22 protein-coding genes are annotated in these 26,286 nt (G+C 41.6%); 4 read left to right on the plus strand and 18 right to left on the minus strand.

The window, feature by feature from the left end; genetic code table 11:
* Window positions 1–38: 38 nt before the first annotated feature.
* The 4 genes from E0E32_RS18870 to E0E32_RS18885 all read right to left on the minus strand — a co-directional run bounded on the left by E0E32_RS18870 (window position 39) and on the right by E0E32_RS18885 (window position 7,006).
* On the minus strand, window positions 39–1,238 hold the full coding sequence (locus E0E32_RS18870; RefSeq protein WP_130860492.1) for a CDP-glycerol glycerophosphotransferase family protein: 1,200 nt from the start codon (window positions 1,236–1,238) through the stop codon (window positions 39–41).
* A complete protein-coding gene (locus tag E0E32_RS18875; RefSeq protein WP_165445085.1) occupies window positions 1,195–3,885 on the minus strand; it encodes a CDP-glycerol glycerophosphotransferase family protein in 2,691 nt (896 codons plus the stop codon). The genes E0E32_RS18870 and E0E32_RS18875 overlap by 44 nt, the downstream gene beginning before the upstream one ends.
* Before the next feature lie 270 nt (window positions 3,886–4,155).
* A complete protein-coding gene (locus E0E32_RS18880) occupies window positions 4,156–5,199 on the minus strand; it encodes an acyltransferase (protein WP_130860494.1) in 1,044 nt (347 codons plus the stop codon).
* A 235-nt stretch (window positions 5,200–5,434) separates the two neighbouring features.
* Window positions 5,435–7,006, minus strand: a complete 1,572-nt coding sequence (locus E0E32_RS18885) for a glycosyltransferase (RefSeq protein ID WP_130860495.1) — start codon at window positions 7,004–7,006, stop codon at window positions 5,435–5,437.
* Between the two features lie 178 nt (window positions 7,007–7,184).
* On the opposite strand from E0E32_RS18885, the gene tagD reads away from it, so the two are divergent.
* A complete protein-coding gene (gene tagD, locus E0E32_RS18890) occupies window positions 7,185–7,583 on the plus strand; it encodes a glycerol-3-phosphate cytidylyltransferase (RefSeq protein WP_066190592.1) in 399 nt (132 codons plus the stop codon).
* A gap of 91 nt (window positions 7,584–7,674) precedes the next feature.
* The gene (locus E0E32_RS18895; RefSeq protein WP_286172001.1) at window positions 7,675–8,730 is read left to right on the plus strand and encodes a CDP-glycerol glycerophosphotransferase family protein; all 1,056 of its coding nucleotides are present in this window, start codon (window positions 7,675–7,677) and stop codon (window positions 8,728–8,730) included.
* Between the two features lie 12 nt (window positions 8,731–8,742).
* On the opposite strand, the gene E0E32_RS18900 is transcribed toward E0E32_RS18895, so the two are convergent.
* From E0E32_RS18900 to murJ, 7 genes are all read right to left on the minus strand, one after another.
* Window positions 8,743–9,795 carry a glycosyltransferase family 4 protein gene (locus E0E32_RS18900; protein ID WP_066190588.1) on the minus strand — a complete coding sequence of 351 codons (1,053 nt, stop codon included), beginning with the start codon at window positions 9,793–9,795 and terminating at the stop codon, window positions 8,743–8,745.
* Window positions 9,796–9,917: 122 nt separating this feature from the next.
* A complete protein-coding gene (locus tag E0E32_RS18905; protein WP_130860497.1) occupies window positions 9,918–10,886 on the minus strand; it encodes a GNAT family N-acetyltransferase in 969 nt (322 codons plus the stop codon).
* 11 nt (window positions 10,887–10,897) lie between these two features.
* Window positions 10,898–11,377, minus strand: coding sequence for a PssE/Cps14G family polysaccharide biosynthesis glycosyltransferase (gene pssE / locus E0E32_RS18910; protein WP_130860498.1), 480 nt, complete (start codon window positions 11,375–11,377; stop codon window positions 10,898–10,900).
* The gene (gene pssD, locus E0E32_RS18915; RefSeq protein WP_066190578.1) at window positions 11,374–11,844 is read right to left on the minus strand and encodes a PssD/Cps14F family polysaccharide biosynthesis glycosyltransferase; all 471 of its coding nucleotides are present in this window, start codon (window positions 11,842–11,844) and stop codon (window positions 11,374–11,376) included. The genes pssE and pssD overlap by 4 nt, the downstream gene beginning before the upstream one ends.
* An 11-nt stretch (window positions 11,845–11,855) precedes the next feature.
* Complete coding sequence (locus E0E32_RS18920) at window positions 11,856–12,938, minus strand: glycosyltransferase (protein WP_130860499.1); 1,083 nt, start codon at window positions 12,936–12,938, stop codon at window positions 11,856–11,858.
* The gene (locus E0E32_RS18925; protein ID WP_130860500.1) at window positions 12,935–14,173 is read right to left on the minus strand and encodes an O-antigen ligase family protein; all 1,239 of its coding nucleotides are present in this window, start codon (window positions 14,171–14,173) and stop codon (window positions 12,935–12,937) included. The genes E0E32_RS18920 and E0E32_RS18925 overlap by 4 nt, the downstream gene beginning before the upstream one ends.
* A 12-nt stretch (window positions 14,174–14,185) precedes the next feature.
* The gene (gene murJ, locus E0E32_RS18930; protein WP_130860501.1) at window positions 14,186–15,691 is read right to left on the minus strand and encodes a murein biosynthesis integral membrane protein MurJ; all 1,506 of its coding nucleotides are present in this window, start codon (window positions 15,689–15,691) and stop codon (window positions 14,186–14,188) included.
* A 220-nt stretch (window positions 15,692–15,911) separates the two neighbouring features.
* Here murJ and E0E32_RS18935 point away from each other — a divergent pair, with 220 nt between their 5' ends.
* Entirely contained in the window at window positions 15,912–16,820 is a 909-nt protein-coding gene (locus tag E0E32_RS18935) for a nuclease-related domain-containing protein (RefSeq protein ID WP_130860502.1), read from the plus strand.
* Here E0E32_RS18935 and E0E32_RS18940 read toward each other — a convergent pair.
* The 3 genes from E0E32_RS18940 to E0E32_RS18950 form a co-directional block, all read right to left on the minus strand.
* Window positions 16,764–17,420: a hypothetical protein gene (locus E0E32_RS18940; protein WP_130860503.1), complete on the minus strand. Its 657-nt coding sequence runs from the start codon at window positions 17,418–17,420 to the stop codon at window positions 16,764–16,766. The genes E0E32_RS18935 and E0E32_RS18940 overlap by 57 nt on opposite strands.
* A 105-nt stretch (window positions 17,421–17,525) precedes the next feature.
* Window positions 17,526–19,292, minus strand: coding sequence for an adenine deaminase (gene ade / locus E0E32_RS18945; RefSeq protein WP_130860504.1), 1,767 nt, complete (start codon window positions 19,290–19,292; stop codon window positions 17,526–17,528).
* A 21-nt stretch (window positions 19,293–19,313) separates the two neighbouring features.
* The gene (locus tag E0E32_RS18950) at window positions 19,314–20,627 is read right to left on the minus strand and encodes an NCS2 family permease (RefSeq protein WP_130860505.1); all 1,314 of its coding nucleotides are present in this window, start codon (window positions 20,625–20,627) and stop codon (window positions 19,314–19,316) included.
* A 556-nt stretch (window positions 20,628–21,183) separates the two neighbouring features.
* On the opposite strand from E0E32_RS18950, the gene E0E32_RS18955 reads away from it, so the two are divergent.
* Window positions 21,184–21,834, plus strand: coding sequence for a YehR family lipoprotein (locus tag E0E32_RS18955; RefSeq protein ID WP_130860506.1), 651 nt, complete (start codon window positions 21,184–21,186; stop codon window positions 21,832–21,834).
* A 380-nt stretch (window positions 21,835–22,214) separates the two neighbouring features.
* Here the strand turns inward: E0E32_RS18955 and E0E32_RS18960 are convergent, their stop codons facing one another.
* The 4 genes from E0E32_RS18960 to E0E32_RS18975 form a co-directional block, all read right to left on the minus strand.
* Complete coding sequence (locus tag E0E32_RS18960; RefSeq protein ID WP_130860507.1) at window positions 22,215–23,063, minus strand: SDR family oxidoreductase; 849 nt, start codon at window positions 23,061–23,063, stop codon at window positions 22,215–22,217.
* 80 nt (window positions 23,064–23,143) lie between these two features.
* Entirely contained in the window at window positions 23,144–24,142 is a 999-nt protein-coding gene (locus E0E32_RS18965) for an NAD-dependent epimerase/dehydratase family protein (RefSeq protein WP_130860508.1), read from the minus strand.
* A 509-nt stretch (window positions 24,143–24,651) separates the two neighbouring features.
* The gene (locus E0E32_RS18970; RefSeq protein ID WP_130860509.1) at window positions 24,652–25,848 is read right to left on the minus strand and encodes an MFS transporter; all 1,197 of its coding nucleotides are present in this window, start codon (window positions 25,846–25,848) and stop codon (window positions 24,652–24,654) included.
* Entirely contained in the window at window positions 25,841–26,272 is a 432-nt protein-coding gene (locus E0E32_RS18975) for a MarR family winged helix-turn-helix transcriptional regulator (protein ID WP_130860510.1), read from the minus strand. The genes E0E32_RS18970 and E0E32_RS18975 overlap by 8 nt, the downstream gene beginning before the upstream one ends.
* Window positions 26,273–26,286: the final 14 nt, after the last annotated feature.

Consider the following 26,286-nt stretch of genomic DNA (forward strand, 5'->3'; position numbering starts at 1 on the left):
TTATACTATACATTTCTTCTTGTGAACACTATTTCTAGCTAACGAAATACATCCTCGATTACTTTCTTCGAAGCCTCTCCATCTTCTAAATAACAGAACTTCTGGTAAAATGCCAATTCTTTTTGAGATGGCTGCCATTCTCTTTGTTCTAGTTTTTTGATTTCCGTCAACAACTGTTGATTAGTTTTTACCAAAGGGCCCGGTGCTTCATTTTCAAAATCAAAATAAAATCCTCTTAACATATCCCGATATTCCTCCAAATCATAGACAAAGAAAATAATCGGTCGTTTAAGATTGGCATAATCAAAGAATACTGACGAATAATCCGTGATCAAAATATCGGAAATAAGATATAGTTCTCGGATATCCTCATACTTGGACGCATCCACCACGAAATCTTCCAGCCCTGTTAAATCAATATGGTCGGCTACTAAATAGTGCATTCGTAAAATAATTACGTAATCTTCACCAAGTTCCTTTTGAAGCATTTCCATGTCTAATTCTTCCTGATATTTATATTTGCCTTTGTTAAAATACTGATTATCCCGCCATGTAGGTGCATATAGTATCACCTTTTTATTTAAAGGAATACTTAAGCTCTGTTTAATGTTATTCCTCATCTTATTGTCATGCTGGTAGTTTATAATGAAATCATTTCTGGGATAACCAGTTTCCAACATCTTTCCTTCGAAACCAAATGCCCTAGTAAAAATATCGCTTGAATAACGATTAGGTGATATTAAGTAATCCCATTTCAGTGACTCTTGTTTAAAATTAAGCTTATATTGTTTGAGGTTAGTTCCAGGCATATGGATATCTTCTAAGTCCATTCCTAATTTCTTCAAAGGCGTGCCATGCCAAGTTTGCAGATACTTTGTTTTTACTGACTTAGGAATCCAATTAGGCAGGCGGCTATTATTCACTAAATACTCTGTTCTCGGTAATATCCACAGCCATTTCCACGAAAAACGTGGTAATACCTCAAGTTGTTTCCCTTGAAACATTGAATAAAATCGTTTATCTACGCTCCAATATAATCGATAGGAAGGATAATGTTTTTCCATATACTCATAAATAGCGCGAGGGTTATCACTATATTGTTTGCCATAAAAACTTTCAAATACTACGGTTTTTTTTGCTTTTGGAAGTAGTGAAATCACAAGAAAGGCCAATTTATATACGAGCAACAGAAGTTTACTCCGCCTTATCTTTATAATCAATGCTTTCAGTTTGTTCATGATCCAACTCCTTGCTAAGCTTGCGCATTACTGCTTGATACGTTCTTTCACAGTTCCGATGATCCTGATACTTGATAATATTATCTAGCTCGATGTCAAAATTCTTGAAATGATTTTCGATACTTTCTGTTAACAGATCGACCATCTCGGTCTCGTTTTTGGCGATTTTGCCCAAGAACGTTTCTTCCACTGGCCTTAGTATGCCTCTCTTGAAAAATCGCTGCACGTCAAAATGATAATAGATCACTGGCTTGTTCATCAAGGTGAAGTCAAAGCTGACACTACTGTAATCCGTCACCAACAAGGCATGATCAATTAACAACTGCTGAACCGTCTTCGATCCTAAGCGGATAAACTTCACACGGCTATTCGCCTCGGCAATATCTTGCGCAAAGAAATCCTGCGCCCGGTAATGCGGATAAAAATGCAGGTTCACATCATATTCCTCTAGTAGCTCCAATAATTTTTCGTTGTGAATCAGACTGTAATAATAGTTATAATACTGGCTTTTGAGAAATTGTTCATCGGTATGAATCCAATCACGCCATGTTGGCATCAACAGGATATCTCGCGGTTGGTTGGTAGTCGTCAAATGATCGAATCGTGCCAAACCAGTCACTGCCACCTCTTCTTCCTCATAGCCCATCTTGTCCATTACTACATCATATTTCTCCGGATCACTGCTGACAATAAACAGATCAAATGGTAATTCATAGTTTTTTTTATCATATTCCACCGGTTTTCTGCCTAAGACACCATGCTGCAGAAAGACCTTTACGGTATCTTCATAACCAAAAAAGCCTTTGGCAGGTTTATATGGTAGTAAATTTTCTAAATCATGGGTACCAAGCAAAACCTTGGCACGGCTGGCTATCTCAAAATGCACCTTACTGCCAAAGGTCAGCACGTGTTCTTTATCGGGTAATGCCTGATAGTCTTCTGCGTCCGCTTCGATAACATAATAGGCCTGGATATTGGTATTCGCCCGCAACCAGCGAAATAAGGCAATCCCATTATCTTGCGCTGTATTATAGCGTTCTCCGATCAACCAAATATTATCGTCCTTTTCTGATGTATTCTGTTGCATCTCCACGTCAAACGGGACCATAAACGTCTCTATTTTCAAGTTTCCAAATGGAGTGGTCGTCACAAGAAAATAATGTTGGTTGCCAGATTCATCCTCGCCTTGCAGTGATTCATAATAATTATCCTTGCGATAGTCGGCTAACTCATACTTGATTTTTTCTTTTCTGACCTGATTTCCATCCACATCTTTCACGACAATAAAAAAGTCCAGCACACTCTTTTCTTTTCCTTTTACAGAGATTAAGTCGTTGGCTCTTAATGGAATATCAAAATCTTCTGCAATAGGATACTCTTTGATATCAAAGGTATTGCGGTCTTCTACCGTCAAATAAAACGTGCACTCCTTAAAGACACGCAAGTTACCAATATAACCGGAAAAATTAAAATTTTCCACTTGCTTGATTAACCTTTTTAATTTCGGGCGACGCACGATCATACTGCCAATCGACCGATCCTTTCTGCGATAAATACGTAGCAGAAATTCTTGGGAATGATAGTCTACTTTTAGACTGCGTTTTTTAAATACTTTGGCACTATCGATGAAGAATTGATATTTATAGGATTTCTCTCCCTGAGACATAAGAAAAAAGCGCTTGAACGTCCCACCTTCGAGCAAATCTTCATGGTTGATAGAAATAACCAGCCCTGTGCTGGTTGGGTGAACATCATAATGACTCTCCCTAAAAAACCTAGTATCTTCTACAATAAAGGTGTAGGATCGCCCTTTCGAAAGATTGTCCATTGTTAGATTCAACTGAACCGTCTGACCTTCTTCCTCCACATCCACATTTTGTACCGGTAAACGGTGACTTTGCAACTCCAGTTGTAATAACTCTTCGCTGGTGAAAAGTGTCACTTGATGATTCGGCGTATCAAACGAAGACAGCTGTTCCCCGTCTGTTTTAAGGAAATAGGCTTTCTCATCAATGGAGAGTAGCAGCTGCCACCTGCCATTGGATAAGTCTTGTAGATCACTAATCTCTAGTCTAGAGTCCTCTTTGTATATTTCTGCCTCCAAGGGCTTGATCGCACCATTTTTTACAGCAAACACCTTCCATGTATGGCCTTGAATGGGATGTTCCATTGCTAATTCACCAGAAAAATGATTAAAGTCGGTTTGAATATTTGTTAAGCTCCATCTCTCCTCCGAAAAATTAATTTCCGGGAGCAAACGCTTGATTGAAATGGTTTTATGAACGGATAATCGATAGTATTTGCCTTGATACATTTGAAACTGCTGACTACCTTCCGCTTCTTCATCCATTTTCAGCCAAAAGGTTTGGTTATGATTCATTAAACGGATCACGTTATTATTCGTATCAGATAATAGCTGAAGAGGAACCGTGATCGTGATAAGATTTTTCTCTCGCTGCCATTCCAACTCTTCAGCATGTGTCCCATCACTAATGGTTGCCCGTATGTGGTTATAGGTTAAGAAGTTCTTAGCTTGCACTTCTATTTTTAATTCGTTGTCTTCGTTTAAATAAGAACCAACAACCATTGTTCTTTTGACAATGTATTTCTTTACTTTTTTTATTAATATTGCTTTATTGAAACCCATCATCATCTCTCCTAGTTAATGAATGATCATTCAATAAAACCCACCTTTTATTATATATCAAATTCCTGCAAAAAGATATATCTTGGATGCTACAAGCGAACCATTCTCCTACTTTTTGGTGAGTGGGTTTTATTATTGTTAACTTCCCTATAAATAGAATTTATATTCATTGCGGATTATCTGACGGTGGTTTGTAGAATAATTTTGATTCTACCTTTATTGTTCACTTTTTTGTAAGAGGATAAACCAAAACGAGGATGATTTTTCCAATCACCCTCCCTTCGATTTATTTTTACCTACAGGAATCATATACGAGGAAAAAGGCAGCCATAAAATAACGCGAATCAGTAGCATAGACAGTATCATCACCAACAAGAAGACAACGACGAGTTGATAAGACACCAGCGGACGCAAGGTATACCATTGATCAATAATGGTAATGACAAGCGGGTGCACTAAATAGATTCCCATGGAATAGTTGCCAATAACACGCAAGGTCGTAGTTACTGTGGTATTCTTATTAACAAAAGGAAAGACCATAAGTAAAAATAACAGCCAAATTGGAATATACAGCAAATTTTCTACTCTGGAGGAGGCAAAGAGCTTGCCCTGTTCGATTTCATAAAAAGCTAAAGTGATCATACCTATAAAAGCAATCGCAATCCAATACTTATACTTGGAACAGACCGCTTTAATTTCAGGATAATAAAGTTGTAACACCGACCCCATCATGAAATAAGCAATCCAATAGAAGATAAAGGATTGATGATTAAAGATGGTGTTCACAGGATCAGAAAAGAGTGAGATATCCCCTTTTTGAAACCACCAATAATTAATCGACAGACTGACAACAAGTACACCTAACATGATTCGCCTGTTTTTGATTAACTGCAGCAGCGGAAAAAGGAGATAGAACTGGATCACGGTTACGATAAAATATAAATGATATTGTGCCGTTCCTAACAGAAAGTACTTCATCGATTGCCTGACATTAGGAAATACATCTTCACCAAGATAGGCTCTTACTCCGAGATAGACAAACGACCAGATCACAAATGGAATCACAATCTTCGTCGTTCTGGAACGAAGAAACCTGCCGAACTGGAAGAACCTGCCGTTTACCGAATGGAACAGTAAAAAACCACTGACAACCGCAAACACCGGGGTGCCCAATCGACTGAATTGATTGATATACAAACTCCAATTATCAGCAAAATACGGCCCTTCATAGGAATTACCTGATACATGCACTAAAACGACCATCATACAAGCTATAGCACGAATATAGGGAATTTCATCATAGTATTTATTCATGGCTTACTCCTTCATCAGGATATGGTTAAGACATGAACTATTTTATGGGATGAGGAAAGCTTATCCAAGAGTTTTTACGGTTTCTTAACATAGAATTTACTTTCAATTTACTAATTGCGAGTGAAGAAGATATAGGACTAAACATGGATTAAAGGTACTAAAAGAAATCTCTTATTTTTTCAACAAGAGATTTCCTAATTTCAACGAATTATTGTGTCAAATCCATATACTTACATTATATGGTTTCAATTAAATCCAACCAATTTTTTTCATATCTGTCAATACTAAATCGTTCTGAAGCTTGCAATGCATTTTTGGACAATTTCTCTCTTAGTTCGTTATCTTTCATTACAGAAATAATTTTCTCTGCCAATTCTTTTTTATTACCTTTTGGAACTATATAACCATCTACTCCATCTCTGATGATATCTTTTGGTCCGTATTTACAATCATAGGAAATAGTCGGTGTGCCTATTGCCAGACTTTCTGTTAACACTAAACCAAAACCTTCACAATCTGATGTTAAGATTGAGCAAGCTGCCTCTCTATAATTTTTAATAGGATCACTAGTAAAGCCAAGAAGTTTTACATTATTAGTTAGTTTCAATTTTTTTATCAATGCCTCTAAATCTTTCTGTAAGTCTCCGAATCCATAAATGTGATATTGAGCATCTGGTATTTCTTTCACTACATAACTAAACGCTTTAATAGCTTCATTTATTTTCTTTTGTTTTTTATATCTCGCTATGGTTACAGCGAGATGTGGATTTTTGTCTATATTCTCATATTTATTCTTATCGATTTGTGGCACAGCATGGGGAATGACCAATGCTTTTTCTAGTATTCCAAATCTTTGTTCAATATCTTCTTTTTGTTCCTTCGTTAAAAAGACAATCCGATCAAATTTATCAAGATTATTCAAAAATGGTAACCATCCTTCTCTAACCTCGGCGGTATTATCATAGGGACTCTTATAGTGATTATTGTGTAATACAGCAACTTTTCTAATATTATCAGCTTTCACTCTCGCAACCAGACTATCCATATACCTACCATCAGACATGACAATAGGAGACGATAATACAGAAAGTTTCTGCTCCACCCACACTTTATAAAAATCCTCTAATTGAGAATATTCCTTAGGATGTTCTCTATCAAAAAAGAGCGTCCTTTTTTGATCTCCATTTGCGTCCAACCAGACAGAAATCGCACAATGTCCAGTCGTATTATAATACCTATCTAAGCGCGGAGTATTTGTTACTTGATCCATTTGACGAGATCGAACAACTTCGCCTTCTTCATTATATTCATCCTTCTGATAACGATGTCTAGCTTCACTCATATAATCAATAAACAACAACTTATCCGATTCACTATACTTTTTGTACTTAACATAAAAACCGTCCTTATAATATCTATAAGCAGTAACATTCTTTCTTTTATCTTTAAACACATAAAAATCTTCTTCGTATATTTCATCATTTACTTTTTCTCTTTCACTTGATCCTATTTCAAGCATATCATGAAAAAAATTCATCACCTTAACTTTTTTATCCAAACTTCCAATTTCGTATAGTTTATTTACGATAGTTTTGAATTGAGGTTGAAACGCAACGGTAAGAATAGTGACATCAATATTGGAATTAACCAACATGTTAGCTCTATCCATCACTGCTCTTGTTAACCCACCTCTAACTACATCCAATGATTTAAATACATATACGACATTTTTTTTGTTCAATCTTAGCTCTCCTTCATTACTATCAAGTATGTTTACTCTGGCTGTTAAAAAATCTTCAAAATTCAAAGAGCGGAACTCTTACTACCTTTAATTAGGTAATGACATTATACACCATTTAAAAAATCGATCCAAATATTAACACTAATATTCTCATCTTTTTTAACAAAATCATCCTTCACTCACCTACAAAATATGATATAATGATTATATTTTACAAAAACTTAACACTCCCGGGAGGTTTATCATGAAAAAAGTAATTACTTATGGAACATTCGACTTGATCCATCGGGGTCATATCAATATATTAAAACGCGCAAAGGAATATGGGGACCATTTGACAGTCGCTATTTCTTCAGATGAATTTAATGCGATTAAGGGGAAAAAGGCTTACCATGATTTTGAACATCGCAAATTGATCTTGGAGGCGATCCGCTACGTGGATGAGGTGATTCCAGAGCATGAGTGGGAACAAAAGATTGACGACGTGCAAAAGCATGATATCGATGTATTTGTGATGGGGGATGACTGGGAAGGCAAGTTTGACTTCTTAAAGGACTATTGTGATGTGATTTATTTGCCTAGAACCGTTGGGATCTCTACCACGCAAATCAAAAAGGATCTAGGTACGGCGAAGGATGGCTAGGGAGTTTCTTATTTCCTGCTATTTAGCGGGAATCTGGTGTCTGTTTCACCTCTTCCGCTTATGGCCATTGCGTGCGGAGAAGGTTTGCTTTGTGCTCTCCTTTAATGATACGGCGGATCGGGTTTGGGACAAGCTGGATGAGCGTTACACCAAGATTATCATTGAAAATGAACGGCCGATTGATTATCCACGCGAGGAGACAGGCTTTCATTTATTTCGATTGCAGCCGAAGCGACCGTTGCAATTTATTCAATCGTTATATCATTTGGCGACATCCAAAGTCATTATAATCGATAATTACTTTGGGTTTTTGTCTGTGACAAATTTTAAAGCAGGTGCGCGGGTGGTACAGCTATGGCATGCGAATGGTGCGATTAAGAAGTTTGGGTTGCAGGATCCTGCGATTGCACGACGTAGCTCCAAGGCGCGAAAAAGATTTCAGCGTGTCTATGATCGATTTGATCAGGTTGTGGTTGGTTCCGATAAAATGATGGCAATTTTTCAAGAAAGCTTTGGTTTGGAGTCGTCCCATTTTTTGAAAACAGGGATTCCGCGGACGGATTTTTTCTTTGATCAACAGGAAATCGACCAGCGACAAGCGGAGTTACTGCGGCAGTATCCGATGATAAATGGCCGGAAGGTTATCTTATATGCCCCTACCTTTCGTGAAGACCAATTGCACGCGCCGGATCTGGCATTGGATGTTGATAGAATGGCGAAGACGCTTAGCGAGGAATACGTCTTGCTTGTACGGCTTCATCCAGCTGTTTCCCAGCAAACAGCTATTTCGGCCGGAGATTTTGTGTTGGATGTCTCAGCGTATCCTAATGTGAATCATTTACTGACGGTCACGGATATTCTGATTACGGATTATTCTTCGATTCCGTTTGAATTTGCCTTACTGGAACGCCCGATGATTTTCTTTCCTTATGACTTGGAAACTTATGAGCGAGAGCGGGGGTTTTGGGAGCCATATATCGAGCAGATGCCTGGGCCAGTGGTGTTTACGAGCGATGAACTGATGCAAGTGATTCAAGAACAGGACTTTGATTTAGAACAGGTTCGTCGTTTTTGCCAGGAGTGGAATCCATATACCGATGGGATGGCTGCGGACAGATTAACTGATTCCATAGAAAAAGCGCCGTAATTGGCGCTTTTTTTATTTCTTATCCTTCTGGTTACTCGCTTCAATCAAGTTCAAGATCGGGCGGTAGTTCTTGCCGATAATCCCGGTTATCTCCACGACTATTTCGATCAAGAGGATCATGGCGATTAAAGTGATCATACTGCCCCACATGGTCGACTTGGTAAAGATGATTGCTGCTAAGCTAAACAAGGCGCTAAGCATATAAATCATAATTACCGCTTGCCGGTGGCTAAAACCAAAATTGATTAAGCAGTGATGTAAATGGAGCTTATCCGGTTTATGCCAAGGCTGCTTGTTGCGGATTCTTCTAATAATCGCAAGGCCCGTATCTAGTAATGGCACCCCTAGGATGACAATTGGGATAATCAAGGTGAATAATGTCGCATTCTTGAAGCCTAATACCGACACAACCCCGATCATGTAGCCTAAGAATAAGGCGCCGGTATCCCCCATAAATATCTTGGCCGGGTAAAAGTTGTAGAATAAAAACCCGAGTGTACTGCCTAGTAACATAAAGCCAATAAAGGCGGCGAAGGTATCGCCGAGTGTGATCGCCAAACCAGAAATAGTAATTAATGCGATAGATGACACACCTGCTGCCAGACCATCTAGCCCATCAATTAAATTAATGGCATTGGTTACCCCAACAATCCAAAGAATCGTGACTGGAATACTCAAATAAGCAAACTCCACAGTATAATCAAATGGCAAGTTAACGACCGTAATCTGTGCTCCACCTAATACGACAATACTTGCTGCGATGAATTGGTTCAGTAATTTAATTTTTGCAGAAAGTTCATACATATCATCCAAAATACCGGTGATCGTGATCACTAATGCGCCAATAAAGATCGGCCAAAAATAAGGGCTGTCCGGATTGAAGATAATAAAACCGGCGAAAAAACTAATAATAATAGCTAATCCACCTAATCTGGGCATGACCTTATCATGAACTTTTCGGTAATTGGGTTGATCGGTTACATTTAATTTCAAGGCAAGTTTTTTAATATATGGTGTTGCAATTAACGCGATAATCAAGCATATAAAAAAGGAAATTAACATCATAATTGGTTCCTCCTGGAATGAAATCATGCACACACGCCGATTAGACGCTTATCCATTTTCCCACTTAGGCTACTATACCACTTTTTCAGGCAAATGAACATAACAAAAGTGTGTAATTTTTTTTACTTATACATGTCAGCCCAAATCAGCCACCATCTCTTCTTCGGTATATGACGGTAGGAATCCTGTAATGGATGAACAGAAATGGATAGTGGTTTAAACCACCGCCTCATACCGATTCCCCTTAGGTAGTGATCAATCGTTGCGTCAGGAAGCATGGATAACTCGACAATGTGCATTTTTTTAATGATTTGTTTGACTGCTTGTAATAGCAATTTCCATGTGAACGGCTCGTCAATAGCAAGCAAATCCACGATACAAGCCTTTGTTAGCCTGCCCTTCATCGACAATTGAAAAACGACATAACCTTTTATTTCCCCATAATAGGTTAAAACTAACGTAAGATACAGAGCTTCTTGTTCTCTTTGATTGGTGTGTACAGCCTTGCCATGTGATTTCATTGCAATAAAGCGAACAAGTTCTGGATTGGTGTCCTCCCATTCTTCGAGCTGCCAACCTTTAGGCAAACTTCGATTCTTTTTGGTGACGACCTGACGGAGATCCTTAATATAATCGTCTTGGGACAAGGGTGAGTGATAACATAAATGCTTGCAAATCGACATCGGGCGATTGATCTTCATATATCGCTGTAATGGTTTGATCACTTCCTTGTCAGAGTCTGTCGCCTGTTTAGGGTCTGTATAGATATCAACGATACAGGTAACGCCAAATTGCTGGGCTTCCTCGGCCAGGTGCTCTTTGAGTTGCTGGTATATCGTTGTCTGACTCGCGTCGGGATCGATCATTTTGTCGCTGATCACACCGATTAGCTGTTCTTCGCCATGGATATAGGTCCGTCTGATGGATAGCGACATATGGCCGATAATCTGCCCGTCTTTTTCATAAACGAAGGTACAGGAACGCCATTCTTCCCCCATGACTCTTGGTTTTCTTTTTTTACGTGGAACGACTTTATAGAACAATTGATTAATATAGGGTTCATCTGCTATTTGATATCGTCTTATCCCCATCTAATCATCTCCTATGCCTCATTAATAAATTCATGAAGTAACCCAAACATCTTCTCTCTTCCGGAATGGAACACGGTTGGCTGAAACTGATAAGCTTGCTCAAGGACATTCTCCAACCTATCTCCTTCTCTTAGCGCTAGGATATGCCCTGCTGCTTCAAATACGTCAACGAGCTGGAGCTGGTGGTCGTCATTGTGCTCGCCAAATTTACTTAATCTTGGTGCGGCGATAACGACCTTGTTCTTCCGCAATCCGGATATGACAGAACCGGTACCTGCATGGGTGATTAACAGATCGGCCTGTTCATACAACGCCTCCATCTCTTCAAATTGGAAAAAGCGATGCATGTGCATATCATTACTGTGATACGCGGTGTGCCCTGCCTGGACAATGATCTCTTCGTCTGGTATAACGGTTCTTTTACATCGTTCTACCTCTTGTAACAATCTTGTAAAAGGTAATTCATGTGTGCCTAAGGTAACGAAAATCAATAGATAGACCCCCCGTATACCGCTTTTGGATAAATCTTTTTCATGCTTTCCCATTGGACAATAAACAAATCAGAGATCGGATAGACCAATCTTCCTGATAAGGTCGGGCTCGTCGATTTCGAAAAGCTTTCAATAAAGACGACCTTACGTCGGAATAATTTGGCCAGATAGCACATCGGTACGGCGGTATGAGCGCCGGTTGAGATAATCACGTCGGGTCGGTATCTTAGAAAAAGGTAGAGTGATTTGATCACGTTAAATGAAAATTTAAAGATATACCGGAACGGATAGTTTCTCCCACCGTACATCAAGAAGGATACTGGGTATTTCTTTTTCAGCTCCTCGGTGATTTCAGACTTCTCGGTGACGATATGGTACTGATAATTTTTAAATAACGATTCTAACTGGAGTAACTGGGTTAAATGACCGCCAATAGACGAAATGAGAAGTAATTTCTTTTGTTTCATCAGCTATTCTCCTATCGATCATAGATTGTAAATAATGATTGGATTAATTTTTCTTGATCATTGTTGTCTGCCTTTGCCTCTCCATTTAAAATCATGTTTTCTCTTAGCTCTGGATCGTGGAGCACCTGCTCGATCGCTTGCTTGAGAGCGGACGGATCTTTTGGTTCGACGCTGAGACCGGCTTGATCTGCCAATAAATATTGCAGCCCACCCACATGAGAGCCTACCACCGGCGTGTGACAAGACATCGCCTCTAATGCAACCAAACCGAAGCCTTCGATATAAGAGGGAACCACCTGGACGTCGGCGATATTCATCCAGCGGGCCACCGTCTGTTGATCGGCTGCCGGCAGGAAGTGAACATTTTCAATCGCATGGTCGGCAATATATTGCTGTAATACTTGGTAATATGCGGGCTCTTTTATGGCACCAATGATATATAAAGCTGCTTGCGACATCTCAAGCTGTTCAAAGGCTTGCAACAGTTCACGTACGCCTTTGTTCTCGATAATATTGCCGACAAATAGGATAATCGGCCTCTCTTCGTTAAGCTGTTGCCCTTTTCTCAGGTCGGTTTTGGACATCGGATAGAAAATCGAGCGATTTACCCCCATGTTGAGTAGGGAAATCTTGGCTGCGTCGATTTGGTACTCCTGCATGAGCTGTTTCTCTAATCGGCTGCCGACTGCGATGACGTGATCAGCTGCTTGCAGGATGTCTGTCGTATAACGCTTGATGCGCTGGTTAATGTTGGCCATCTTATCGAGATCGCCGCCATGCACGGTGATAATCAGTGGTACCTTGATCATGCGTTTGAGCCAGAGTCCTAATAAGCCGCTGGGAAACGCATAGTGGGCATGGATCACGTCGTATCGCTGTCGCTTTCTGACGACGAGGTCAAGCCATTTCAAAAACCAGACGCCGTATTTGATAATAAGGTTAGCTTTTCCCATCTTCGGGTTTTTTATGACTAATAAATCAACGGAATAACCGTTTTGACGGATTCTTTTCACCTGATTTTCGACAAAAATGCCGAAAGACGGATATTTTTGGGATGGATACATGGTGCTGATAATGAGAATGCGTTTTTTCATCGCCTCCCTCCTCTCGTTGCCGCAAGTCCGAATAATGCGGCGAGATAAATGCTTGCTGCTGGGGAGGAAAGCACATGGCCAGCTAATGCGGCACTTCCTAATCCCAGTCCGATGGCGATAAACAGCATAAACGGCTGTACCTTGCGCAAAATATCTATGCTTAGGATCCGGTAGAAGCTATAGATGATTGGGATCAGCAGGATGAGAAAACCAATGATTCCATAGGCAATAAACCAGTCGATAAAGTCCATCTCAATCAACTTCGGTTCGTCCTGATAATTGCCGGCGTAACCAAGACCAAATAGCTGTTGCAACAGGGGTGCTTCTTGGTATTGCTGCAGGCTTTCCTGGAAGAAGGCTTCTCTTCCGTTGAGCGCCTGGACCGGGACACGATCGGGTGGTTCCTCCTCTTGACCGATGGACGGATTCCTTTTGCTTTCTAACGTTGGATAACTGATATTCAGGTTATGACCAATGGCTGACAGCGGCGTGAATAGTACCATACCTACAAGCAATAACAGCAATGGCGTGATTTTTTTCTGATAACTCTTCTTCTTGAAGGATTCAATGAACAACCAGGTGATCATCGCTACACAGGCAAGGATGAGCGCACCAAAGCTGACTTTCGTTCCAATCGTCATCATCGACCAGCCAGTGGCAGCAATCAAGACTAGGTAAAAGAGCTGGAGCTGCCATTTGGTTTGTTGGATAAAACCAAGGAATAAAAAGACGATTCCCATGGCGGTAATGGCGCTTAGTTCATTCCCAGAGAAAAACCAGCCGGTGTGCCCTTCTTTGGCCAGCATACCGTAGCTTCGTTGTCCGCTGGAGGTAAGTTCGGCCAGGATCATCACTACGGCAATGATTCCGAGATTGATGACGAAGAAGCTGCTCACTTTTTTTCGCCATTTCGATTGGCTTAATATCTCGCCATATACGCCTAGCATGACGAAAAAGTATGCGGTTTTGATCAGAAAATTCACTTCTGTGACGAGATCGAAGCTTGGTTTCAGAAAATAATTCATCACCAGATTACCGAACAAGAAGGCGGCGATGGTTAGAAAATAGATTCGATGCTTACTAGCCATCAAGATATAACAGCCGCCAAGCAGAAGGGCCAAGCCTCTAACTGGTTCTGACAGCGGTATGCCGGTGTAGGCGATCAGATCTAGTATTGGTTGCAGTAGAATATAATAAATAAAAAGCTGCTCTATTTTTTTCTGGTACGTATTCATATAAATCCTCCGTTAATCTCGTAATCGTCTTATTAAAAAGGTCAAGGCTTTGACGCGGAATAACTGACAGCAGCCAAAATAAATGATGACCCCTGCTGCTACCAATAAGACGACCTGCACGATGGTGTGTAATGGCTCGATGGCTTGCTGCATCCATAAGATAACGGAAGCCATGGCAATGGCAGCTAAGACGATTTTGATAAATTCAGAATACTGCCTTTCTGCCTTTGTCGGCGTTTTTGCCTGATTGATTTTCAGGTAAACCAGATAGGTGCTAATCGAGTAATAAGCACCTACTAAGGACGAGGCAAGTGGAATGCCGTAATAGCTGATCCAACCTGTCAGCAGCTGATTTAAGAGTATGTTAAGCCCGATGGAAATCAGACCGATCTTGAATATCGCCGTGCCTTTTCCCATGGTGTAAAGCGCCTTGTTCCAAACGACGTTGATGCTGAAGAAAAAGGCGGATCCGGCATAGAAATAACCTACCCTCGCCGTTTCCAGTGTGGCGTTTGCGCTGAATGCTCCTCGTTCAAACAACATCTCGATAACGGCGGGCAGGATTAGTGTTAGGCCTGCTACTGCCGGTAATGTTAAGAAAAAGGTAACCTGGCTCGCCCGTGACAAGGATTGTTGAAAGGCGGTTAGGTTCTGTTTGGCATAGCTTTCCGAGATATGAGCGAAAAGGACCGCTCCGACCACCGCCGCAATAACCGTCTGCGGCAGATGCACAAGATTCTTGGCGTAATTAACATAGGTGATCACCCCTTCTCGAAAGTAACTGGCATAGACGTTGTCTACCATCAGATTCAACTGCCCAATCATGATGGTGATACCCACTGGAAGTAACTCCAGGTAATAACGGCCGGCTAAGCGAATATGGAGCTTATGTTTCGTCAGCTGGAGCCGTCTGATGAACAACTTTTTAAACAGAAAGGAAATGAGGCTTCCTAGTAAATAGCCCCATGCCAGGACATAGACGCCTAATTGTGTGACAAAGAGTATCGTAAAACCTATCATGGTAACCCAGACAAACATCTGGGAGAGAGCCGAGAGATGGTAACGATAGGTCGCGTCCAGATAGCTTTCCAGGACGGCATTGATACAGACGATACATACGGCGATCATCAGAATCCGCATTATTCGAGTGGCAACTGTCGCTGTTTCTTCGTTAAAAGCGGGATAAAGCAAATCTATTAAAAAGGGTGCCAGGATCATCCCAAGAATGGCTAACAGTATGCCGATGACAAAGCTTGATTGGAAGATATGGCTCAAAAAGGCGACTTCCGCTTGCTTTTTTTTATATTGAAAATACTGGGGTACAAATACCTCTTTCATCCCGTTTTGCATGAATAGAATCATCATATTGGGAATAATAAAGGCGGCTAGGTAGGCCTCGGCTAGATAACTATCACCAAAATAGTTGGCAATCAAGATATCGCGAGCTAAGCCAGATATTTTCAATAATATGGTGCTGATGAACATAATCATCGCGGAGATGCCGATTTTTTTTCTCACATGATAACCTCTCTATATCTCTCATTTTTTTCACTATAACAAAGCTTTTTTTCTACTTCTATAGGTTTTGGAATTATTTACATAATCTTTACACGGGCTTCATATTCGTTTACGTGTTTGTAATAGGTTCTCCAGATGGGGTTGGGGCTATACTCAGGTTTAGGATTGCGATTGTGGTGCGGTTGTTATATGATGGGATGGAAAGGAGTTGGATATATGAATGATAATGAAAACATTACAGAAACCAGATGAATTAAGTGTGTACCAAGCACTGCATGAACGACAGCCGTTTTCCTCTGAAGAAAAGCTGGCCTTCCAAAACCTCCAGCAAGGCTACCTCGGGGAATCACGATTAGCAACGTTATTGTCAGAAAGCGTTATGGAATCCTTTTTGATCGTGCATGACCTTCGCCTCCAGATTGGCACAACCACCTTCCAAATCGACGCCCTTATTTTTACGGGTGCAACCATTTATTTGCTCGAAGTGAAGCATTATACCGGGGATTACAAGTATGATAACAAGATATGGTATAAAATCCCTGATCATGAAATCAGCAATCCGATGCTGCAATTACAACGCAGCGAATCCTTATTACGCAGATGGCTGCATGCCCACCACGTAACTACTCCGCTTGAAGCTCGCATACTGTTTACCCATGATCAATTTTTTCTCTATCAAGCCCCTGTTAGCAAGCATTTCGTATTTTCCACGCAATTATTGCGATTTATCCGTTCGATTAATCAACAAGCACCAGCAGAAATGAAGGAACAACGTATCGCTCAACAACTGATAGACGCGGATTTGGGCGCTTATCCACATCCATCGTTACCCGCCTATTCCTATGATAGGTTGCGGAAGGGGATTCGCTGTAGATCTTGCGCGCGATTGACGGTCGTTTCAACCGGTAGGAAGTTGACCTGCTCCCGCTGCGGTGCGGTGGAAAGCATGGAGGAAGGCTTGCTGCGTCATATCGGGGAATTGCGCTTGTTGTTTCCTGGGGAGAAGTTGACGTCGCAGTTGGTTTATGGGTGGAGCGAGGGTATTTATTCGATGAAAAGTATAAAGAGATTATTAGAAAAACACTTCACACCAGTTGGGAAGCATAAGTGGACCTACTATATAGATTAATGGTAATAGCTTGGAGGTAAAATGGTGGGTTTTGTAGATAGGTTTTGTTAAATGATGTTTTTGGGGGATGAGTTTCGGCTGTTGGAGGGTTCTTACGGACAAAATTTCGCCTGTGAGCGATTTTCTGTCTGTTAGATTCATTGTTACGGACAGAATTTCGCCTGTGAGCGATTTTTTGTCTGTTAGATTCATTCTTACGGACAAAATTTCGCCTGTGAGCGATTTTCTGTCTGTTAGATTCATTCTTACGGACAAAATTTCGCCTGTGAGCGATTTTTTGTCTGTTAGATTCGTTCTTACGGACAAAATTTTACCTGTGAGCGATTTTCTGTCTGTTAGATTCATTCTTACGGACAAAATTTTACCTGTGAGCGATTTTCTGTCTGTTAGATTCATTCTTACGGACAAAATTTCGCCTGTGAGCGATTTTTTGTCTGTTAGATTCGTTCTTACGGACAAAATTTCGCCTGTGAGCGATTTTCTGTCTGTTAGATTCATTCTTACGGACAGAATTTCGCCTGTGAGCGATTTTTTGTCTGTTAGATTCGTTCTTACGGACAAAATTTTACCTGTGAGCGATTTTCTGTCTGTTAGATTCATTCTTACGGACAGAATTTTGCGATTCGGCGTTTTTTTCCGTAAGAGCCTAAGCTTGAAAAAAGATTCATCCGCGACGCTGTAACAAGCGCTACGGATGAATCTTTTTTAAGCTTCGATAAATAACGGCAGAAACGCTTGGGTGGCTACATCCACTAGGCCGAGATCTGAAATGCGTATTTCTGGGATGACGGTTAAGGTTAAGGAGGAAAAGGCCATGGCTGGTGAACGCCTACCTACTTGCACTCCCATGGATCTGGCGGTTGTGCTGTATTGCTCCACTTTTTTTGCCATTGATTCTATTGGTTCGGGGGACATCAGCCCGGCTAGCGGTAATTCCAATAGTTCGCGAACCTCTCCGTTTTCCACTAAGCAGAGACCGCCGCCTGCTTGCTGTATTTGTTCCACGGCGAGCAGCATATCTGTCGTATTGGTTCCTGTCACTACCAAGTTGTGGCTATCATGGGCCACCGTGGTTGCGTATGCCCCTTTACGAAGTCCTGAATTCTTCAATACACCGACAAAAGGTTGTCTGCCTTGGCCATGCCTGCCGATAACCGAAGTAAAGGCGTAATCATCCGGCAGAGAGGCAATCTGCCCATTTTCGACCTCGACTGTTAATTCCCCTTTTGCGGTTGTGCCATTTTTGAGGAACTCCATTGTTTGCAGTTTCACTTGCCCAGTTGGAACAGGCGCCTGAATAATCATATCCGTCTCCGTTAACGCTGGAATATCTACTGTATTTCTCAATAATGGTGGTACGTTGCTGGTGATGTCTGCTTGCAGGATGCCACTTTTGACTTGTTGTTTACCCGCAACAAACACATCCTGCACTTCCATCGTTTCTAATGAATCGACTAATGAAAAGTCAGCACGGAATCCGGCTGCAATGGCACCGCGATCACGCAATCCAAAGCGTATTGCTCCATTAAGCGAGGCATAACGAATCGCCAAAGGTGCTGGTATCCCCTCTTCAATACAACGACGCACGACGCGATTCATCTGACCATTTTTCAGCATATCACTTGGTTCTACATCATCGGTACACATCGCAATATTCGTGGCATGCGGCACCTCTTGCCAAGCCTCGGCTGCAATATCGGCGAATTGACTGATGCTGGATTCACGAATATAAACCAGCATGCCGGCACGTAATTTTTCTAAAATCTCATCCGTGCTGCGGCTTTCATGATCGGTATCCACGCCTGCTGTTAAATAGGCAGCCAAATCCGAGCCATATACTCTTGGTAAGTGCCCTTCATTTCTGACTCCAGCTTGCAGTCCCTTCTCCACAATGCCTGCCATTCGCGGGTTTTGCTTAATCACACCGACATAATCCATGACTTCTGCAATCCCTACTACGTTCGGGAGTTTTAACATTTTCTCGATATCTTCTGGATGGAATTCCGCTCCCGCTGTTTCCATACCTGGTACGGCCGGTACACAAGAGGGGATGGTGGTTAATATCTCCACTGGTAAATCCTCGCTGGCACGTACCATGTATTCGACACCCTCTGTCCCCATGACATTGCCGATTTCATGGGGATCGATCACTGCGACCGTTGTACCATGACGAAGCACCGCCCTTGCAAACATATCCGGGGGAATCATCGTGCTTTCAATATGAACATGGCAGTCGATCAGACCTGGCACGGCATATTTCCCTTCCCCGTTGATCTCTTGCTTTCCTGACATGGAAAAAGTAGGAGCGCCATCTCGATAGGCGGCAACCGCCGCAAAGCGATCATCTTTCACCCCAATGTCAGCCTTGTATACCTCTGCGGTAAAGACATTGACCAGATTAACACCACGGATCAGCCAATCCATCGGCTCGTCGCCACGTGCAGCGGCTACCATATGCTTTCGTGAGTACATCGTTTTACTTCCCCCTTTTCATTAATGAGCTAATGACACAAAATAAATAATTAATGGAATCAATAACACATATAAGCCCCAGTGCAGTTCCTTATATCTACCGGAAAATAATTTAACGACGACATAAATAATGATACCTGCTGCGATCCCATTCCCAAAGTTAAAGGTAAAAATCGTGATCACGATCGTCATAAATGCTGGCAGAGATTCTGTCACATCATTAAAATTGATATTCCGAACGGCAGAGAGCATGGTTAGCCCTACTAATATCAACGCTGGCGCTGTGGCCTCGGTAGGGATAATAAAAATTAACGGTGTAATAAACAAAGTTAGTAAAAATAGAATACCTGCAGATACTGCTGTTAACCCTGTTCGCCCACCAGCCTCTACACCTGCCGCAGACTCTACATAGGTCGTCATGACTGGCACCGAGAAAAAAGAACCAAGTATTGTTCCACCTGCATCGACGGAAAACGGCTTATCGATTTTCGGCAGGTTTCCGTCTTTATCCAGCATATTCCCTTTACCTGCCACACCCAACATCGTTCCCAAACTGGAAAAGAAATCCGGGATGAAAAAGGCTAGTAAGAAAGGAAAATACGTGATTTTTAAAGCTTCGATAATATCTAACTCAAAAGCAACTGGTGCAATACTTTGTGGCACCGAAAATATCTTATCTGGGAGAGTGGTGATTCCCATTGGTATACCAATGATCGTAACAATGATAATGCCAATTAATAAATGCCCTCGCACATTTCTTGCCAATAATATACTCATAATGAAAAAGCCAATCAAGGCCAGCACGGCATTAGGTGAACCAATATCACCTAATTGCAGCGAATTGGAGTCTTCGCTAGCTACCACTAATCCCGCATTTCGAAAGCCGATCAGGGCAATAAACAACCCGACACCGGCGCCAATGGAAAGCTTGATCGCTGGAGGCATTAGCTTGACAATCAGCTGACGCAGACCAAGCACGGTAAATAAAATAAACAAGACCCCTGAAATAAAGACCATCCCCATACCTACTTGCCATGGGATACCTTCTGAGACGACCAATGTGATCGCCAAAAAACCAACAGAACCAAGCCCGGGCGCTAGAGCGAAGGGACGATTACTATACAGCCCCATCACAATCGTAACAACCGCGGTCATAAGAATCACAGCGACGGTTACCGGTCCTTTTGGCATACCCGCTTCCTCCAGCATGCCTGGCACTACAATTAAGACATACAACATCGTCATAAAAATCGTTAAACCGGCGATGAGCTCTGTTTGTACATTGGTATGATTGGACTTCAATCGAAATAATCTTTCCGTCCATTTTCCCTTCATTTTCATTGCTCCTCTTTTTTTAATGAAAAATACGAACATTTTTCTATTTTAATTGTTTTTTATTCGAATTTGATAATAGTAAACTTATCAATTTCCGTCCTAATTGTCAAGTTGCAAATCGACACATACCGACACAAGGGCGATATGGGGGATGATGCAAAACTGCTCCATTTTTTTCTGTGCTGATCAAACTACTCTAATGTCAGCCCGGTTCATTCCAGGTTAAAATCATTCCTTTTCTTATCATACCAAGAATTCTATCATTTATTGTGAAAAAAGGGGGCTAATGATCGCTGTTTGACATTTTCCAAAAACCATTAGGAAAAGCTATTCATTCAATTAGTCCTGAACATATAGACACGCATGCGCCATTCCAAATAAAAAATAGATTAATAGGCTTAATTATCTTCGCAATATCAGAAATTAACTACATAAATAAGCAAATAAAATCCCATCCTTCAGCCTATTGCTAAATATGGCATCTTTATTTATTGTTATTGATATGTTTGTATGAAAAACCATACTACTTAAACTTCAATAGAGAGGGAGATCACACATGAACAAATGGTTAATGTTTTGTCTAACATTATTGCTTAGTGTTGCGTTAGTTGCTTGTGGTTCTGACGACGCAGATAGCGATGCGGATACCGGTAGTGATAATGAGACAACAGAAGACGCGGCGAATAACGAAGAGGATGCAGCTGGTGACACAGACGAAGCAGCTGATGATACTACTACAGAAGAGGAGCCTGCAACAGACGAGGAACCGGCGGCTGATGCTAATGAAGAGCCTGCTTCTTCTGAATTAGATATTGATCCGAATGGGCAAAATGAGGTAACAATTGAAATGGAGCAAGGTGGCGCTGTATCTACTGTTACTTATTTAGCAGATGGTGACATGGTAACCGAACAAACCGCATATAACGAAACACCTTATAGTGCGTTGGGTGTAGCGGACAAAGAAGAAGCAGAAGCGGCATTACAAGCTGATGTAGAAGCTTATCAGTCAACAGAAGGTGTGACTCACGAAATTGAGTACCAAGACGATAAGCTTATTGAAGAGGTAACCGTTGATTATCAAGCCGTTGATTTCGAACAGCTTGCTCAATTGACTGGTTCAAGCTTTGAAGGAAATGTAGAAAATGGTATCAGCCTGCAGAGATCCGTTGAAATGCTGCTAAATCAAGGATACCAACTTGTTGAATAAGCAGTTGCTTGCCTATTAAGCTAATTGCCAGATTCCATTAACATGTATCCAAAAGAGATATTGCGTAACTGCAGTATCTCTTTTTTTATGATAGGAAAGCATAAAATCCTGGATAAGATGTTAAGTAGTTTACTTTCTTGAGTGATGAGAAATGGTTATCACTGCAAGGATGAGGTGTTCTAGATACTGGAAAACTGCCGTCATCGTATATTTTTATATTAGAAGCTATGCGAGTAAATCCTTGCTGCCACACGTTTTTGTTATATTTATACGTTCAACTTGTATAATGATAAAAGAACGGGCGTGGTGATTTGCTCGTTTTTCTTGAAGAATATAAAATTGGCCACCAATACCTTAAAACGAATCCTTTTTTTGAATCCCTATTTTTTTCTCAATTGCCACTTAATCAATGCTTCCAACCATCGCCAGGGAAGCAAACCTTTTGCCATAACTGCTAAAGTAGAACCTCTGCCCATGGCATAACGCAGCCGCGGCTTACGTTTGGCGGCGATGTTGACGATTTTTTTGGCCACATCCATTGGCTGTCCGGCATGTTTCGTTAACCGTTTCCCAACCGACAATACTTGTTTCATCGGTTGTTGATAAGAGGAATGGGTGGAACTTGTGTCCTCGATATGGGTAAAACCTTTCGCCCAGATATCGGTTTGGTAGGCTCCGGGCTCGACCAAAATTACATCTATACCATACAGGGAAAGCTCCAGCCGTAAGGATTCACTAAAACCCTCTAAGGCAAATTTGGAAGCGGAATACGGACCATATCCTGGAAAGGCTATGCGCCCGCCCACACTACTCACATTAATAATCTTTCCGCTTTGTTGCTGACGCATGAGTGGCAGGAGTGCCTGTGTCAAAAAAACCACGCCAAAAAAATTGGTTTCCATACTTCGGCGCCAGTCTTGTTCGCTGATTTCCTCATTAAAACCGCCAATCGATATCCCTGCATTATGGATGAGGAGATCGAGGCGCTGGTATGTTTCTGTGAGCTTTGCGGAAACTTCGATGATTTCTGTTCGATTCGTAACATCTAAGGACCAAACCTCGATCTGCTCACTCACTTGCTGCTTTGCGGCTAACGTTAATAAGGCTCCCTGTTTACGGCTATCGCGCATAGTGGCAATCACGTGATAGCCCGCTTTCGCTAATTCAACAACGGTCAGCAGGCCAAAACCGCTCGAAGCGCCGGTTACTAAAGCTACAGATCTCTGCATCCGCCTTCCCCCTCGCTATAAGTAGTCTTTTTATCAGAATACGCACTATAAAAGCCTGGATATTCTTTTTTACCTTGGTCCTAACGGGCTGATTGTGTTTGGTACCAATCGACATAGCGGTCCATTCCCTCCTCCACGCTGACTAAGGGCTGATAATGCAACTCTTGTTGCGCCGCTGTAATATCCAATGTCAGACTTCTCCCTAACATTTCTACCGTCATACGGGTCAACAATGGCTCTTTCTTAGGATGAAGCAGCCGTGCCTTCCACTCCATCGCGGTTGCCAATTTATACGCTAGTGAATAAGACACTTCTTTCGAACGCACCGGCTGATCAAGCTTGGCGAAAAAAGGTGTGACTAATTCTCGTAATGTCTTCTGTTCCCCATTGGAGATATTGTATATTTTTCCAAAACTAGCAGCGTCTGCATGAATAGCCTGCATAATCGCTTGAATCACATTATCGACATAGGTTAAATCGATACAGGCCTGCCCTCCATCAATAAACGGTAGTCTGCCTTGGCGATTTGCCTCAATGATTCGCGGCATAATGTTCGGATCACCTGGACCAAAAATGGCACGCGGACGAAGCGTAATCGTTGCCAATCCTTGATGGAATGCCTGGGTAACTATTTCTTCTGCCTGCCGTTTCGTTGCTGCGAAATGATTGGTATAGCTCGTGGGAAGAAGTTGACTTTCTGGTACGAGTAACTGATCCTGCCCATTACTATAGACACTCGGTGTTGAAACAAAAAGCAAACGCTCCACCTGCTGTTCGATACAAGCTTGCACAACATGGTGAGTCGCTGTGACATTATGCTGATAAAAATCTTGCCGCCGCCCCCAACTGCTAGAAAGAGCTGCACAATGGATGACCAGATCTTGCCCTTTACAGATAGCAGTTACCTGTTCTTTATGTAATAAATCAACTGGATGAAAAGGAATACCTAACGCTTTCAGTTGTTCGCCAATCGCTATATTCCGACCAGTGGCGGTCACCTGATAGCCATTTTCATACAATTGACGAACTACTCGCTTGCCAAGAAACCCTGTTGCTCCTGTTACCACAATGTTTATCATCTATTTTCACCATTCCATTCTATATCGAATGTTGTTGCTTCCATTAAAGATATCTGTTGTTTTCTACTGCGACGGTACGCACTCCAAAGTACACACCTGTTAATAAAAAAGGAAACGGATCCTGCCAGCCTCTTTTAGTTGTCCTATAATCTTCTGATACGACATGTTGGCACTCGTGTAGAAAAACGAGAGTATACTGGTTTTAATACCCACCTTCACGACTGGTTAATCATTCGCTGCCAGTCTCGCTTATTTTGTAGCATGATCGTCACTCGTTACTTGATAGGCAGCTGTTATCTCGATAAATCGTCTTTTGATGGTCATTGTTCGGCAATACAAGAAATTTCTTCATACACAGGCAGTGGGATTAAGCATACGATAAAAAACAGCCAGGAAGATCACGATAACGTCTATATCATCACTGTTCCACACCCTATGAAATCTAGAATGTTATACTTTTTATAAGAAAAGAAGGATTTCCCTTTTTTTGGAGAAATCCTTCTTTCTGTCTATTCATGAGCGAAACTTTGAGCAGTCACCACTTTACCTTTTTTACCATGTAATAAGAAGTAGAGACCGGCAGCCACAATAACCACCAATCCTAAAATGGTATAGAGCATACTGTATCCAGTAATCGGAACAATCAAGCCTAACAAATAAGGTCCGAAACCAAGCCCGCCATCTAGAAAAATGAAGAAAGTAGACGTTGCCAACCCCATTCGGTGCGGCGGCGTTAACTTGACCGCGATTGCCTGTGTACAGGATTGGATGTTACCAAAGCCTAGTCCAATTAACACACCGGCAAATAAGAAGATAAAACCATTATGAGTCGTACCTAGCAATAACATTCCGATCATAAATAAAAGGAACGCTGGATACATCACATAATTGGCCCCTCTGGCATCCATTAATCGTCCGGTGAAAGGACGCGACACGAGCACAGCTATCGAATATACCAAAAAGAAAAAGCTGGCGACACTGACTAGGTTTAGTTCAATCGCGTAAAAATTGATATAGGATAACACACTAGAATAACACAAGGCCGCTACTAACGTAATAATAGCAATCGGTATCGCCCTTGGTTCGACAAAATGGGAGATGTGAAAGCCTTTTTTCTCAGCTGTCTCTTCCTCTGCTGGTAATGAAGGCAGTTTGACCGCAAAAGCAGTTATCAGGCTTAAAATACCTAAGGCCAGACAGATACTAAAAATCACATTCATGCCCGTATGCTGGCTGAGGTATAACCCAACAAATGGTCCAATCGCCGTTGCCAAGGTGGCGCTCATACTATAATAACCAATCCCTTCGCCTTTTCTGGAGACTGGAATCACCTGTGCAACAATCGTTCCAGTTGCCGTACTTGCGATACCATATGCCAATCCATGCAAGAGGCGATTTATATATAAAAACGGCAAACCAATATCCACGAAATAAAGCGTTGTTGCCAAAATAAAGGCAATGACTCCAATAAACAAGGTTCGCCTGCGTCCCATCGAATCAATACTGCGCCCTGTAAATAAACGGCCAATTAAGGCGCCTACGATAAATAACCCAACCACCAGGCCTGATTGACTGGGTGTTGCTCCATATTCCTCTACTGCAAACACACCGATAATAACGACTAATAAATAAAATACCAATGTTAGGAAAAAGTTAATCGTTGATACGATTAGAAAATCTTTTGTCCATAATTTTTCTTTACTCACGTACGTTCCCTTCTTTGCTGATCATATTCTTTTGAATCTTGTTCAATGCTTGAAAAATAACCTTTTTTTCTTGCTCGGTTAATCCTGTTAAGACGTGATGTTCCAGCTCAGTTATCTTCGTCCGACATTCCTGATAAATCGCTGCACCATGGTCTGTCAGCTGAATCACCTTTTCCCGGCGATTCTCGCTAGGCATGACTTGAATCAGATTTAACTCCTCTAAGCGATGCACCCGCCTCGTAATCGACGGTTTTTCCACATGGTAATGAGAAGAAATCTCCACCAATGTCGAATGTCCTTCTCTGTGCAAATAAACGATTACCTGCCATAAAGAATACGAGAGCTGATAATCGGCTAATACATCATTTAACTGTGTCACCATCGGGCGATACACCTGCATAAACGTACGAAAGAACCCTTCCACTTTTCTTCACCTTC

Source organism: Gracilibacillus phocaeensis, assembly GCF_900626275.1.
In the GTDB taxonomy this organism is placed as follows: Bacteria; Bacillota; Bacilli; order Bacillales; family Amphibacillaceae; genus Gracilibacillus; species Gracilibacillus timonensis.

Bases quoted from the DNA above. Each gene is read 5' to 3' on its own strand.
- E0E32_RS18870 (WP_130860492.1), bottom strand. From the start codon at position 1,238: ATGAACAAACTGAAAGCATTGATTATAAAGATAAGGCGGAGTAAACTT.
- E0E32_RS18950 (WP_130860505.1), bottom strand. From the start codon at position 20,627: ATGAAGGGAAAATGGACGGAAAGATTATTTCGATTGAAGTCCAATCAT.
- pssD (WP_066190578.1), bottom strand. From the start codon at position 11,844: ATGAAACAAAAGAAATTACTTCTCATTTCGTCTATTGGCGGTCATTTA.
- E0E32_RS18955 (WP_130860506.1), top strand. From the start codon at position 21,184: ATGAACAAATGGTTAATGTTTTGTCTAACATTATTGCTTAGTGTTGCG.
- E0E32_RS18925 (WP_130860500.1), bottom strand. From the start codon at position 14,173: ATGAATACGTACCAGAAAAAAATAGAGCAGCTTTTTATTTATTATATT.
- E0E32_RS18880 (WP_130860494.1), bottom strand. From the start codon at position 5,199: ATGAATAAATACTATGATGAAATTCCCTATATTCGTGCTATAGCTTGT.
- E0E32_RS18940 (WP_130860503.1), bottom strand. From the start codon at position 17,420: ATGAATCTAACAGACAGAAAATCGCTCACAGGTAAAATTTTGTCCGTA.
- E0E32_RS18905 (WP_130860497.1), bottom strand. From the start codon at position 10,886: ATGGGGATAAGACGATATCAAATAGCAGATGAACCCTATATTAATCAA.
- ade (WP_130860504.1), bottom strand. From the start codon at position 19,292: ATGTACTCACGAAAGCATATGGTAGCCGCTGCACGTGGCGACGAGCCG.
- tagD (WP_066190592.1), top strand. From the start codon at position 7,185: ATGAAAAAAGTAATTACTTATGGAACATTCGACTTGATCCATCGGGGT.
- E0E32_RS18900 (WP_066190588.1), bottom strand. From the start codon at position 9,795: ATGATGTTAATTTCCTTTTTTATATGCTTGATTATCGCGTTAATTGCA.
- E0E32_RS18935 (WP_130860502.1), top strand. From the start codon at position 15,912: ATGATAATGAAAACATTACAGAAACCAGATGAATTAAGTGTGTACCAA.
- E0E32_RS18960 (WP_130860507.1), bottom strand. From the start codon at position 23,063: ATGCAGAGATCTGTAGCTTTAGTAACCGGCGCTTCGAGCGGTTTTGGC.
- E0E32_RS18920 (WP_130860499.1), bottom strand. From the start codon at position 12,938: ATGAAAAAACGCATTCTCATTATCAGCACCATGTATCCATCCCAAAAA.
- E0E32_RS18875 (WP_165445085.1), bottom strand. From the start codon at position 3,885: ATGGGTTTCAATAAAGCAATATTAATAAAAAAAGTAAAGAAATACATT.
- E0E32_RS18965 (WP_130860508.1), bottom strand. From the start codon at position 24,142: ATGATAAACATTGTGGTAACAGGAGCAACAGGGTTTCTTGGCAAGCGA.